The organism is Streptomyces sp. L2, assembly GCF_004124325.1.
In the GTDB taxonomy this organism is placed as follows: domain Bacteria; phylum Actinomycetota; class Actinomycetes; order Streptomycetales; family Streptomycetaceae; genus Streptomyces.
This window is the reverse complement of record NZ_QBDT01000001.1, coordinates 1133811-1146859: the sequence shown is the minus strand read 5'-3', so window position 1 is coordinate 1146859 and position 13049 is coordinate 1133811. Positions and strand designations below refer to the sequence as shown.

Below are 13049 nucleotides of genomic sequence, written 5' to 3'. Positions count from 1 at the left end.
CCTCACGGTGCCGGTCGCCGGCCCGTGCCGCGGGTCAGGGCGTAGCCGCCGACTCCGGCGAGAGCCGCCAGCGCCCCGCCGACGGCAGTCCACACCCACCGGTCGGACCACCACCCCGAGGACCAGCCGTCCTTCGGCGCGGTGCTCGACAGCACCGCGGCGTCGGAGTCAGTCCCGGACGCGACCGCGATCCCCGGCACCAGCGGCTTCGCCAGCGAGCCGTCGACCGCCGCCGCCCCGCCGATGTCCTTGGAGTCGACCCGGACCTGCGCGCTGACCGGCTTGCCGAGGTCCGCCGAGCCCAGCTCGACCGCGGTCAGCCGGATGTAGTACGTCCCCGGCAGCGGGTCGTTGGCCCACGGCTCCGACCAGGCCCGCACCGTCCGCAGTGCACACGCCAACTCGACGGTCGACGTGCCCTGTTCCGCGGTGCGCGTGGCCGACCCGTACTGGCAGGACTGCCGGCGCCGCAGACCGTCGTACACGTCGATCTGCCAGCTCTGCGCCCCGTGCGAGTCCGGCAGCTTGACCGTCGCCCTGACGGTGGGCCGCTGTCCCGCGTCCGCCGGGAACGACCAGTACAGGTAGTCGCCCGCCGACCCGGAGGCCGTCGCGTCCTGCCCCTGCTCGATCTCCGTCGCCGTACGGAAGGACGTGCCCGCCTGGGTGGGAGCCTTGCCGTCGTCCGACGCGCTCGGGGAGGGCGAGGGGCCGGCGGCGGCCGGTCCGGCCGCGAGCCCGAGCGCCAGCAGCGCACCGACCACGGCGCCCAGCTTACGTGTCGTTCGCATCAGTTCGTCCTCCAGACCGCGACCCGCCAGCGTGACAGCCAGCCCCACAGCAGACCGGCGACGAAGCCCGTGAGCACCAGCGCGCCCAGCAGCCACCAGCCGCGCCCGAGCCCGAAGGCGGCCACGTCGCTCGCCCGGTGCGGCCCGCCGACGACGTCGACGGTCAGCTCCAGCGGCATCCCGGGCGTGGTCTTCACGCCCGGCGCGGCCGAGAAGGACTGGGTGACCTGCAGGCACACGGTCTCGGCGGGGGCGTTGTCGTCGTCGCTCTCGGGCCTCGGGTAGCGAAGACCCGTGGAGATCATGTCCGTACGGCCGTTGCCGGCGGCCTCACCGCGCACGATCTCCCGGCCGTGCACGGTCACCGCCCGCAGCAGCAGCCCGTAGTCGGGGTTCACGGTCCGGTCGGCCGCCACGCTGACCCCGGCGCGCAGCTCCTGGCCGGCGTCGACGTCCACCTTGTACCAGCGCTGCTGCCCGAACCCCACGTGGTCCGTGTAGAGCCCGGACTTCAGGGCCGGTGCCTTCGCGCACTGCGCCGCGCCCTCGGTGGCCACCGGCGTCACGACGGGATCGGCCGCCCGGTCCACCAACTGACCGACGCGGTCGCTGAGTTCCTCCTTGTGCCGTACGTCCGTGTACGTGCCGCCGGTCGCGTCCGCGATGCAGCTCAGCTGGTCGCGGGTCTTCGCGTCCGGCACCAGGCCGAGGGTGTCGATGGTCAGCCCGATGCCCTTGGCGGCTATCTCGCGGGCCACCTCACAGGGGTCCAGCGGCTGGCAGGTGTCCTCGCCGTCGCTGATCAGGACGATCCGGCGGGTGCCGTCGCCACCGTTCAGGTCGTCCGCGGCCTTCAGCAGCGCCGGACCGATCGGCGTCCAGCCGGTCGGGGTCAGCGTGGCCACGGCCGTCTTCGCCTCGGTCCGGTCCAGCGGGCCGACCGGGTACAGCCGCGCGGTGTCCTTGCAGCCCTCCTTGCGGTCGTTGCCCCGGTAGTTGGCGCCGAGCGTGCGGATGCCGAGCTGGACCTCCTCGGGCGTCGCGTCGAGCACCTCGTCGAACGCCTGCTTGGCCGCCGCCATCCGGCTCTCGCCGTCGATGTCCCGGGCGCGCATCGAACCGCTGACGTCCAGCACGAGTTCGACCTTGGGCGCGGGTTTGTCCGTCTCGTCGGCGACCGCCTGGCCGGGGAAGGAGATCCCGGCCGCCAGGGCGGCGAGCAGGGCACAGACGCCCGCCGCCAGCCGTTGTCTTCTGATCATCGGCGGATCCTATTGATCCAGGGCGCCGGGCTCCAAAACGAGCGGGTTCGGCAGCGCCGCCCACTGGTCCCCGGGGGTCTCCGGGGAGAGCCGCATCAGCGTCAACGCCTTGGTCGGGATGGGTGATTGGCGCAGCTCGTTCAGGTCCGGCGTGCGCGGAACGTCCGGTACGGCGGCCGCCACCGCGGCCCCCAGCGCCGGGCCCGAACCTGCCGTCGCCGCGAGCGCTCCCGCCACCAGCGAACCGAACAGCTTGCGGCGCAGGGCCTGTTCGTCGTCCGTGACCAGCCGGCCGGTCAGCGCGGGCGGGGTGATGCCGTGCCGGACCAGCCGGGCCGGACTGATCCGGATGTCGGCGAGGTCCCGGTACACCAGCCGCAGCGGAGTGCCGTCCGCCGCCAGGACCACCAGCAGGTTCTGGCCGTGCGCCTCCAGGGCCACCCCGAGTTCCAGCAGCCGCAGGCCCACCGTGAGCGCCAGCCGGGTGAACGCGGTCAGCCAGCCGGCGGAGCCGGGCAGGCCGGTGCCGGGAAGCGCGGCCACCGGCACCATCCGCTCGCCCGGGCCCGCGTACACCTCGGGTGACTCCCGCAGCAGCGCCGCGAGGTCGGGGGAGCCGTCGGTGACGGCGCCGAGCGTCCGCGTCACGTGCAGCAGCCCGTCCGTGCGCGCCGCCAGTTCCGTCGCGAACGACGACAGGATCGCCGCCGCCTCGATCGAGTACGCGGAGATGTCCCGCACCGAGGAGGTCAGCCGGGCACTCAGCGCGGTCTTCACGTGCGGACCGCCGGGCAGGGCGAGCGTGCGCAGCGACATCAGCGGCCGCGCGGCGCGCCACAGGTCGTACGACCGTTTGAGTACGTGCGCCGCCTGCCACGGATGCACCGGAATCAACAGCCGCTCACCGTCCCGGAGTTCCTCCGGCCATACCCCCGACACCAGACATCGCGCGGCCGGCACCGCGACCGTGCCCAGCTCCACCAGCGGGCCGTGCTCCGGGCCGTACGCCAGCTGCTCGGCCACCGAGAAGCCGGGCCGGGAACGGCAGTTGGGGTGGAACGGGTGGCCGTCGGTCACCCGCCGCTCCCACTCCCAGTCCCGCGCGGGCCACTCCTTCGGGTGATGCGCCCCGGCCCGCGAGAGCGCCAGCGAGGCGACACTGTGGGCGAGTTCGGCCGCGAAACCCGTCGCGTGCGGCACGGCGAGGTCCGTCATCAGGCGCACCGGATCGTCGTAGCGCTCCCGGCCGAGCCGGACGGCGGGGGCGTACGCCGTGGTCGCGTACGGATCCGCCGGCGGCCCGTGCAGCACCCGGCCGTCGGCGAGCCGCAGGGCGAGGCTGTGCGCGCCCCGCGTCCTGCGGTCGATCCAGGGCAGCGGCTCATGCGCGAGCGCCCGCCACAGCCGGCTCAGCACGGCCGCGCGGGCACCGGGCAGCGCCTGGCGGTACCGGGGCAGCAGGGCGGGCCGGACGGCGGCCAGCTCCTCGGCGAGCGACGCCTCGGCGGTGGCGGAACGGGACACGGTCGGCTCCTTGGGGACGGGCGGCTCGGGGCACCATGGTCGGGCGACGACCGCCATACTGATCGTGACCGGACTCGACCCGCGTACGAAAGGATCCTCGTACGAACGGCTCGCCGCGATCGGGCCCGGTAACACGATCGGTAGGACGACTGGTCGAGAGCGGCCGGACCAGAACGTCGGACGAGAGAACGGCCGGGCCAGAACGGCCGGGCCAGAACGACCGGACGACAGCGGCCGGACGAGACCCGACATCGGACGAGACCCCGACCGGACGAGAACGAATGGATCGCGTGGACCTGACATCCCCCACCGACGCCGTCGGCCGGCGTGCCGACGCGTACGCGACCGCGCCGCTGCTCAACTGCCTCCTGCGGGAAGTGGCCGAACCGCTCCCAGGCACCGGGACCCGGGGTGTCCACCGGCTGCCCACCGGCCGCCTGCTTCGGGTGCGCGACGGCCGGCGACCCGCCGAACCCGAGCTGTACGCGTCCGGAACCTGGCACCGGATCGGCCACACCGAACTGGTCAAACTCGTCGCCGAGGAACTGCGCCGGCACACCGGGCTCGCCGGCGGCGACCTGCCCGCGGAGATGATCGACAGCCGGGACGCCGTGGCCGCCCTGCTCACCGCGCGCGAGCGGGCGACGCCGCCCACGGACCCGTACCTTCGCTCCGAGCAGGCCCTGATCACCGGGCACCCCTGCCATCCGGCCCCCAAGGCGCGCGGCGGCGGTCCGGCGGCGGCCTGGCTGCCGTACGCGCCCGAGGCGCACGCCCGTTTCCCGCTGGTGCTGCTCGGCGTCCGCGAGGACCAGGTGGCCGAGGAGGGCGACACCGCTGCCCTGGACGCCCTCGGCGCCGCCCCGCCCGGCTACCGGCTGCTCCCGGCCCACCCCTGGCAGCTCGACCTCGCCGCCCGCGACCTCACCCCCGCCTTCGCCGACGGCCGCCTGCTCCGGCTGGGCGTGATCCCGGACCACTTCTGGCCCACGGCGGCGGTCCGGACCCTGTACGAGCCCGGGCGGGACCTGTTCCTCAAGTTCAGCCTCGACGTGCGGATCACCAACGACATCCGCCGGCTGTGGCGGCACGACCTGCTCCGGCTGCGCCGTACCGACAGCGCGGTGACCGGTGCCTTCACGGAGCTCCCCGGCCCGGCGGCCTGGCTGAGCGACCGCGGCTACCGCACCGCCGCCTTCGCCTTCGAGGAACTCGCCGTCCTGGTCCGCGACGGCCTGCGCGGCCACCTGCTGCCCGGCGCCACCCCGCTGCTCGCGGCGGGCCTCGCCGAGGGCTTCGACGGCAGCCCCCTCGCCACCGCGGCCGACCCGGCGGCCTGGTGGCGGGCCTATCTGCGCCAGGTCGTCCCACCGGCGCTGACGGCCTTCGCCGAGCACGGGGTCGTCCTCGAAGCGCACCTGCAGAACACGCTCGTCGCCGTCGACGCCGACGGCACCCCGCTCCAGGCCCTGTTCCGGGACGCCGAGGGCGCCAAGCTCCTCTCCGACGTGTCCCGCGAGGCCGGCTGGGAGCGGCTGGTGTACTGCCTGGTCGTCAACCACCTCACCGAGATCGCCGCCGCCCTCACCGAACACCACCCCGGGTTCGACCCCTGGCCCGCCGCCCGCGCCGAACTCTCCCGCCACCCCCTCCCCGAGACCCCCACCCTCCTCACCACCCCCATCCTCCCCACCAAAACGAACCTCCTCCTCCGCTGGACCGGCGCCGACGGCGCGGCGGCCCGGTACCAGCCTCTGCCCAACCCCCTTCGGCCCATCTGACACCGGGCCCTGGAGCGCCCCGAAAGGGGCGCGGGGAACTGCGCGACCAGCCCCAACGCACCGGCACTGTGGAACCGGCCGCCACACCGCGCACACCGCATACCCTGAACCCGTGCTACGCGACGTAACCGCTGTCCGATACGTAACCCCGCTGCGATCCGGCGGCTCCGTCCCCGCTGTCGTCGAGGCCGACGATCTCGGCACCTACGTCGTGAAGTTCACCGGCTCGGCGCAGGGCCACAAGGCGCTGGTCGCCGAGATCATCGTCGGTGAGCTGGCCCGTGCCCTCGGCCTCCGCTTCCCCGAACTGGTGCTCGTGCACTTCGACCCGGCCATCGCCGCCGCGGAGCCCCACCAGGAGGTGCGCGATCTGCACGGCGCCAGTGCGGGCCTCAACCTTGGCATGGACTTCCTGCCGGGCGCCCGGGACTTCACCCCCGAGGTCGCCCGGCACGTCACCGTCGACCCGCTGGAGGCCGGCCGGATCGTCTGGCTGGACGCGCTGACCGTCAACGTGGACCGTACGGTCCACAGCTCCAACCTCATGGTCTGGCCGACGTCCGGCATCGCGCGGCCCCGTCTGTGGCTCATCGACCACGGCGCCGCCCTGGTCTTCCACCACCGCTGGGACACCACCGCCCCGGGCCGCCGCTACGACTTCCGGCACCACGCGCTCGGCCCCTGCGGCCCCGACGTACGGGCCGCCGACGCCGAACTCGCGCCCCGCGTCACCGAGGAGCTGCTGCGCGGGATCCTCGCCGAGGTGCCCGACGCCTGGCTGGCCGAGGACGCGGGCTTCGCCACGCCCGACGACGTACGGGACGCCTACGTCGCCTATCTCCTCGCCCGCCTGGAGCGCTCCCCCGAGTGGCTGCCCACCGATTTCCCCGGCCGGGACGAACTCGCCACCGAGGACGCCGAACGCACCGCCAGGACCCAGCAGGGCCGTCCGGACTGGCTCAGACACGTCCCCGACCTGCACGGCAGGCCTGCCGCCGAGCAGGACTGGTCGACCCACCTGGGGTGAAGACGGCCGAGCGGCCCCGGGGAACACGTTCCCGGGGCCGCTCGCCGAACTCCTCGCCGGTCGTCAGCCCCTGAGCTGCTCGTACGCCGGCAGGGTGAGGAAGTCGGCGTAGTCCTCGTCGAGGGACACCGTCAGCAGCAGGTCGTGTGCCTCCTGCCAGTGGCCGGCCGCGAAGGCCTCCTCGCCGATCTCCTCGCGGATGTTGGACAGTTCCTCGGCGGCGACCTTGCGGGCCAGCTCCGGAGTGGCCTCCTCGCCGTTCTCGAACTCCACGCCCGCGTTGATCCACTGCCAGATCTGGGAGCGGGAGATCTCGGCGGTGGCCGCGTCCTCCATCAGGTTGAAGATGGCGACCGCGCCGAGCCCCCGCAGCCACGCCTCGATGTACCGGATGCCGACCTGCACGGCGTTGACCAGGCCCGCGTACGTCGGCTTCGCCTCCAGCGAGTCGATCGCGATCAGGTCACCTGCCTCGACGTGCACGTCCTCGCGCAGCCGGTCCTTCTGGTTCGGCCTGTCGCCGAGGACCTCGTCGAAGGACTCCATGGCGATCGGGACCAGGTCCGGGTGGGCGACCCAGGAGCCGTCGAAGCCGTCGCCGGCCTCGCGGTCCTTGTCGGCGCGGACCTTCTCGAAGGCCACCTTGTTGACCTCGGCGTCCCTGCGGGACGGGATGAAGGCCGCCATGCCGCCGATCGCGTGCGCACCGCGCTTGTGGCAGGTGCGGACGAGGAGTTCGGTGTACGCGCGCATGAACGGGGCCGTCATGGTGACCGCGTTGCGGTCCGGCAGGACGAACTTCGGGCCGCCGTCACGGAAGTTCTTCACGATGGAGAACAGGTAGTCCCAGCGGCCGGCGTTCAACCCGGAGGCGTGGTCGCGGAGTTCGTAGAGGATCTCCTCCATCTCGTACGCCGCGGTGATCGTCTCGATGAGGACGGTGGCCCGGACGGTGCCCTGCGGGATGCCGACGTAGTCCTGCGCGAAGACGAACACGTCGTTCCACAGGCGCGCTTCGAGGTGCGACTCGGTCTTCGGCAGGTAGAAGTACGGTCCCTTGCCGAGGTCCAGCAGCCGCTGGGCGTTGTGGAAGAAGTACAGGCCGAAGTCGACGAGGGCGCCGGGGACCGGCGTGCCGTCGGCGTCGACGAGGTGGCGCTCGGTGAGGTGCCAGCCGCGCGGGCGCATGACGACCGTCGCCAGCTCCTCGGCCGGCCGCAGGGCGTACGACTTGCCGGTGCGCTCGTCGGTGAAGTCGAGGGTGCGGGTGTAGGCGCCGATCAGGTTGAGCTGGCCGAGGACGACGTTCTCCCAGGTGGGCGCCGAGGCGTCCTCGAAGTCGGCGAGCCAGACCTTCGCCCCGGAGTTCAGGGCGTTGATGGTCATCTTGCGGTCGGTGGGGCCGGTGATCTCGACGCGCCGGTCGTTCAGCGCGGCGGGGGCCGGGGCGACCCGCCAGGAGTCGTCGGCGCGCACGGCGGCCGTCTCGGGCAGGAAGTCGAGCGTGGAGGTGCGGGCGATCTCGGCGCGTCGCTCGGCCCGGCGGGCGAGGAGTTCGTCACGGCGCGGGGTGAACCGCTGGTGCAGCTCCGCCACGAAGGCGAGCGCCGCGTCGGTGAGGACCTCGTCCTGGCGGGGCAGGGGCTCGGCGTCGACGATGGCCAGCGGGGACGGCGCTGGTGCGGACATGAGCTGTCACTTCCTTCAGCGGTGGCACCGGGTGCCAGGTGGCACGAATAGGGCGAACAGCGCCGGCTGTGCGGGCGGGCGCTTCTGAACAGTGGATAGTAGTTTCCTCATCGTGGAACTTCAATGGTTTGTTGATATCGAGATTCTCTGAGTCGAGGAAAGGTGGCGCTGGGTGCCACCCCGTTCACTCAAGGTGGCCCAGATCGGCCTCGGTGTCGATGTCGTAGGGCTCGGCCACGTCGGCGCACTCCACGAGCCTGACCGCCGCCGCGTGCTCCCGCAGGTAGGCGCGCGCCCCGCGGTCACCGGCCGCCGTCGCCGCGACGCCCGCCCAGTGGGCCGCGCCGAGGAGTACGGGATGACCGCGCACGCCGTCGTAGGCGGCCGAGACGAGCGAGGAGTCGTTCTCGTACGCCCCGAGTACCCGGGACACCGCCGCCGGCCCGATGCCCGGCTGGTCGACCAGGCTCACGAGGGCCGCGCGTACGCCCGTACCGGCGAGGGATTCGAGACCCGCGCGCAGGGAGGACCCCATGCCGCTCGCCCACGCGGGGTTGTCGACGAGCACGCAGCCGCCCAGTGCGGCCCGCTCCCGGACCTCCGCCGCCCGCGCGCCCAGCACGACGTGCACCGTCCCGCACCCTGCCGCCCGCAGCACGTCGACGGAGTGCTCCACCAGGAGCCGCCCCCGGTGCTCCAGCAGCGCTTTCGGCCGCCCGCCGAGCCGTCGTCCCCCGCCGGCGGCGAGCAGCAGCCCGGCGATCTCCCCGTGTCCGTCCCGGTGATCCGTCATGCGTCCTGCATACCGGACCCGCGCTCACGGCAGACGGCTTCGATGGGCTGAATTTCGGTCCGCGCTGTGGCGCTCCCGGACGCCGTGGCGTTTACTGACCCGCGCACGACGGAGTGTCAGGGGGAGGGCTGTGTTGCGGAGCTTGGGACAGAGGCCAGTGACCGGCAGCGACGAGGACCCACGCGTGGCGGAACTGCGGACCGCGGTGTCCCGGCTGCGGCGCGAACTCGCCGCGATACGTTCCGACTTCCCCGACCGCGCGATAGCCGAGGACGAACTGGCCGCCCTGGCGGCGATGGCCGCCGGCGGCACCCCCGAGATCCCCCGCCTCCGCGGCTCCCTGTTACTGGTGGCAGGCGCCATCGGCTCAGTGAGCGCCCTCGCCCGAGGCCTCTCGGACGTCAAACAAGCGGTAGACCTCTTCGGCGAGCCCCCGAGAACTTCGAGTTCTTGAAGACAGGGGCCGCGGAGATCCACCTAGGGGCGCGGGGAACTGCGCGACAAGCCACTACGCACTCGCCCACGCGCAGCAGCCCCCACCCCCTCAGGCGCCCCAAACCGATCAGGCCCCCGAACTCGCCAACGCCTGAGACAGCTCCAGCGCAACCTCATGCAGCAACGGCACGATCTTCTCCGTCGCCGCCTCGGTGACCCGCCCCGCCGGCCCGGAGATCGAGATCGCCGCCGCCGTCGGAGACTCCGGCACGGACACCGCGAGGCACCGCACCCCGATCTCCTGCTCGTTGTCGTCGACGGCGTACCCGGCCTGCCGTACCTCCTCCAGCGCCGCCAGGAACCCCTCCGCGGTGGTGATCGTCTTGTCCGTCGCCGCCGGCATCCCCGTGCGGGCGAGCAGCGCCCGCACCTCGTCGTCCGGCGTGCTCGCGAGCAGCGCCTTGCCGACGCCCGTCGAGTGCGGCAGCACCCGCCGGCCCACCTCGGTGAACATCCGCATCGAGTGCTTCGACGGCACCTGCGCCACGTAGACGATCTCGTCACCGTCCAGCAGCGCCATGTTGGCGGTCTCGCCGGTCTCCTCGACGAGCCGGGCCAGGTAGGGCCGGGCCCAGGTGCCGAGCAGCCGGGAGGCCGACTCGCCGAGCCGGATCAGCCGGGGCCCGAGCGCGTACCGGCGGTTGGGCTGCTGGCGCACGTAGCCGCAGGCGACCAGGGTGCGCATCAGCCGGTGGATGGTCGGCAGGGGCAGCCCGCTGGACGCGGACAGCTCGCTCAGGCCGACCTCGCCCCCCGCGTCCGCCATCCGCTCAAGCAGGTCGAAGGCGCGCTCCAGGGACTGGACCCCGCCGCCGGCGGAGGTCTTGGCGGAGTCGGTGGTGCTGGCGCTGGACGTCGGCACGGCACGTTCCTTTCGGGACTGGCGGGGAGGGCAGAAGCCTACCCGGCAGTCGGTTGACTCCCTGATTGTACGTAGCTACGTTCTGCGTACCGGAATTCTAATTCCGCCTTGTGGAAACGTCCAGAGTTGGCGGTCGCCGCTCCCTGCTCGGAAGTGCGCCCCTTGACGGCGGGCGAGCGGGAGTGAAGACTCCTTCAACAGAACGTTGAAGTCCGTTACGTGGATCTACATCCGCATATCAAGGCGTTTTCCGGGCGGCAACGGCGGTGGAGAAAGGGGTTCGGGTGTCCGACGCTGAACTGGTGCTGCGCTCGACGCGGGTCATCACTCCGGAAGGGACGCGGGCCGCCACGGTCACCGTCGCTTCCGGGAAGATCACGGCCGTACTGCCGCACGACGCCGAGGTGCCGGCCACGGCCCGGCTGGAGGACTTCGGCGACCACGTGCTGCTGCCCGGCCTCGTCGACACCCACGTCCACGTCAACGACCCCGGCCGCACCGAGTGGGAGGGCTTCTGGACCGCCACGCGCGCCGCGGCGGCCGGCGGCATCACCACCCTGGTCGACATGCCGCTGAACTCCCTCCCGCCGACCACCACGGTCGACCACCTGGACGTGAAGCGCGCGGTCGCCGCCGACAAGGCGCACATCGACGTCGGCTTCTGGGGCGGCGCCCTGCCCGACAACGTCAAGGACCTGCGCCCGTTGCACGACGCCGGGGTCTTCGGCTTCAAGTGCTTCCTGTCCCCGTCCGGCGTGGACGAGTTCCCGCACCTGGACCAGGAGCACCTCGCCCGGTCCATGGCCGAGATCGCCGGCTTCGGCGGCCTGCTCATCGTGCACGCCGAGGACCCGCACCACCTCGCCGCCGCCCCGCAGCACGGCGGCCCCAAGTACGCCGACTTCCTCGCCTCCCGCCCGCGCGACGCCGAGGACACCGCGATCGCCGCGCTCATCGCGCAGGCCCGCCGGTTCGACGCCCGCGTGCACATCCTGCACCTGTCCTCCAGCGACGCGCTGCCGATGATCGCCGCCGCCCGCGCCGAGGGCGTCCGGGTCACCGCCGAGACCTGCCCGCACTACCTCACCCTGACCGCCGAGGAAGTCCCCGACGGCGCGAGCGAGTTCAAGTGCTGCCCGCCGATCCGCGAGGCCGCCAACCAGGACCTGCTCTGGCAGGCGCTCAACGACGGCACCATCGACTGCGTCGTCACCGACCACTCGCCCTCAACCACCGACCTGAAGACCGACGACTTCGCCACCGCATGGGGCGGCATCTCCGGCCTCCAGCTCAGCCTCTCCGCCGTATGGACCGAGGCCCGCAGGCGCGGTCACACCCTGGAGGACGTCGTCCGCTGGATGTCCGCGCGGACCGCGGACCTCGCCGGTCTTGGCGCCACGAAGGGCGCCATCGCGCCCGGCCACGACGCCGACTTCGCCGTGCTCGCCCCCGACGAGACGTTCACCGTCGACCCGGCCGGCCTCCAGCACCGCAACCGCGTCACCGCATACGCCGGCAAGACCCTGCACGGCGTCGTCAAGTCCACCTGGCTGCGCGGCGAGCGCATCGTCGCCGACGGCGAGTTCACCGAGCCGAAGGGCACGCTGCTCACCCGCCCCCAGTAAGCCACCGAGGCCACCCGGCCGACCGACGTGCAGAAAGGAATCCCTGATCACCGTGACGGCGATACCCAGCTTCACCGGCGACGCGAACCCCTACGGAGGCGGTGACCCGTACGCGGACTACCGCACCGCCGACTTCCCCTTCACCCAGTACGCCAACCTCGCCGACCGGCAGCTCGGCGCCGGTGTCATCGCCGCCAACGACGAGTTCTTCGCCCAGCGGGAGAACCTGCTGGTGCCCGAGCGCGCCGAGTTCGACCCCGAGCACTTCGGGCACAAGGGCAAGATCATGGACGGCTGGGAGACCCGCCGCCGGCGCGGTGTGTCCGCCGAGCACCCGTGGCCGACCGCCGAGGACCACGACTGGGCGCTGGTCCGGCTCGGGGCGCCCGGCGTGATCCGCGGGATCGTCGTCGACACGGCCCACTTCCGGGGCAACTACCCGCAGGCCGTGTCCGTCGAGGCCACGTCCGTACCCGGCTCGCCGTCCCCGGAGGAACTGCTCGGCGACGACGTCAAGTGGACGACCCTCGTCCCGCGCACCGCCGTCGGCGGCCACGCCGCCAACGGCTTCGCCGTCTCCGTCGAGCAGCGCTTCACCCACCTGCGCGTCAACCAGCACCCCGACGGCGGCATCGCCCGCCTGCGCGTGTACGGCGAGGTCGTCCCGGACCCGAAGTGGCTGAGCGTCCTCGGCGCCTTCGACGTGGTCGCACTGGAGAACGGCGGCCAGGTCGAGGACGCCTCCAACCTCTTCTACTCGCCGGCCACCAACACCATCCAGCCGGGCCGCTCCCGCAAGATGGACGACGGCTGGGAGACGCGCCGCCGCCGCGACCAGGGCAACGACTGGATCCGCTACCGGCTGCCCGCCCAGTCCGAGATCCGCGCGGTCGAGATCGACACGGCCTACCTCAAGGGCAACAGCGCGGGCTGGGCGTCGGTGTCGGTGAAGGACGGCGAGAGCGGCGAGTGGCGCGAGGTCCTCCCGCGCACCCGCCTCCAGCCCGACACCAACCACCGCTTCGTCCTCCCGGCCCCGGCCGTCGGCACCCACGCGCGCGTGGACATCTACCCCGACGGCGGCATCTCCCGCCTCCGCCTGTTCGGCTCCCTGACGGAACAGGGCGCCACCGCCCTCACGGCCCGCCACCAGGAACTCGGCGGCTGACGGGCCCCCAGCCGTGGGGCGCACCGGCCTGG

At 72.8% G+C, this 13049-nt stretch carries 11 protein-coding genes; 5 read left to right on the top strand and 6 right to left on the bottom strand.

Features of this window, described 5'->3' with window-relative positions; translation table 11 throughout:
• Positions 1-2: 2 nt before the first annotated feature.
• From DBP14_RS04935 to DBP14_RS04925, 3 genes are read right to left on the bottom strand one after another with little or no spacing between them, the layout of a single operon-like run.
• Positions 3-791: a hypothetical protein gene (locus DBP14_RS04935; RefSeq protein WP_129305819.1), complete on the bottom strand. Its 789-nt coding sequence runs from the start codon at positions 789-791 to the stop codon at positions 3-5.
• A complete protein-coding gene (locus DBP14_RS04930; protein ID WP_129305818.1) occupies positions 791-2053 on the bottom strand; it encodes a VWA domain-containing protein in 1263 nt (420 codons plus the stop codon). The genes DBP14_RS04935 and DBP14_RS04930 overlap by 1 nt, the downstream gene beginning before the upstream one ends.
• A gap of 9 nt (positions 2054-2062) precedes the next feature.
• Positions 2063-3577, bottom strand: coding sequence for an IucA/IucC family siderophore biosynthesis protein (locus DBP14_RS04925; RefSeq protein ID WP_129305817.1), 1515 nt, complete (start codon positions 3575-3577; stop codon positions 2063-2065).
• Between the two features lie 281 nt (positions 3578-3858).
• Between DBP14_RS04925 and DBP14_RS04920 the strand changes: the two genes are divergently transcribed.
• Together DBP14_RS04920 and DBP14_RS04915 are read left to right on the top strand one after the other, a co-directional pair.
• On the top strand, positions 3859-5358 hold the full coding sequence (locus DBP14_RS04920; protein WP_129305816.1) for an IucA/IucC family protein: 1500 nt from the start codon (positions 3859-3861) through the stop codon (positions 5356-5358).
• Between the two features lie 112 nt (positions 5359-5470).
• Positions 5471-6385: a HipA family kinase gene (locus DBP14_RS04915; protein ID WP_129305815.1), complete on the top strand. Its 915-nt coding sequence runs from the start codon at positions 5471-5473 to the stop codon at positions 6383-6385.
• 63 nt (positions 6386-6448) lie between these two features.
• Here DBP14_RS04915 and aceB read toward each other — a convergent pair whose 3' ends face one another.
• Together aceB and DBP14_RS04905 are read right to left on the bottom strand one after the other, a co-directional pair.
• Positions 6449-8074 (bottom strand): malate synthase A, encoded by a 1626-nt coding sequence (aceB, locus tag DBP14_RS04910; protein WP_129305814.1) that lies wholly within the window; start codon positions 8072-8074, stop codon positions 6449-6451.
• 184 nt (positions 8075-8258) lie between these two features.
• Complete coding sequence (locus DBP14_RS04905; RefSeq protein WP_129305813.1) at positions 8259-8867, bottom strand: nucleotidyltransferase family protein; 609 nt, start codon at positions 8865-8867, stop codon at positions 8259-8261.
• Positions 8868-8997: 130 nt separating this feature from the next.
• Between DBP14_RS04905 and DBP14_RS04900 the strand changes: the two genes are divergently transcribed.
• Complete coding sequence (locus DBP14_RS04900) at positions 8998-9321, top strand: DUF5955 family protein (protein WP_129305812.1); 324 nt, start codon at positions 8998-9000, stop codon at positions 9319-9321.
• 108 nt (positions 9322-9429) lie between these two features.
• On the opposite strand, the gene DBP14_RS04895 is transcribed toward DBP14_RS04900, so the two are convergent.
• Entirely contained in the window at positions 9430-10224 is a 795-nt protein-coding gene (locus DBP14_RS04895) for an IclR family transcriptional regulator (protein WP_129305811.1), read from the bottom strand.
• Between the two features lie 284 nt (positions 10225-10508).
• Between DBP14_RS04895 and allB the strand changes: the two genes are divergently transcribed.
• A complete protein-coding gene (gene allB / locus DBP14_RS04890; protein WP_129305810.1) occupies positions 10509-11849 on the top strand; it encodes an allantoinase AllB in 1341 nt (446 codons plus the stop codon).
• Between the two features lie 52 nt (positions 11850-11901).
• Complete coding sequence (gene alc, locus DBP14_RS04885; RefSeq protein WP_129305809.1) at positions 11902-13017, top strand: allantoicase; 1116 nt, start codon at positions 11902-11904, stop codon at positions 13015-13017.
• Positions 13018-13049 lie beyond the last annotated feature (32 nt).

Bases quoted from the DNA above. Each gene is read 5' to 3' on its own strand.
- DBP14_RS04935 (WP_129305819.1), bottom strand. From the start codon at position 791: ATGCGAACGACACGTAAGCTGGGCGCCGTGGTCGGTGCGCTGCTGGCG.
- DBP14_RS04930 (WP_129305818.1), bottom strand. From the start codon at position 2,053: ATGATCAGAAGACAACGGCTGGCGGCGGGCGTCTGTGCCCTGCTCGCC.
- DBP14_RS04920 (WP_129305816.1), top strand. From the start codon at position 3,859: ATGGATCGCGTGGACCTGACATCCCCCACCGACGCCGTCGGCCGGCGT.
- aceB (WP_129305814.1), bottom strand. From the start codon at position 8,074: ATGTCCGCACCAGCGCCGTCCCCGCTGGCCATCGTCGACGCCGAGCCC.
- DBP14_RS04905 (WP_129305813.1), bottom strand. From the start codon at position 8,867: ATGACGGATCACCGGGACGGACACGGGGAGATCGCCGGGCTGCTGCTC.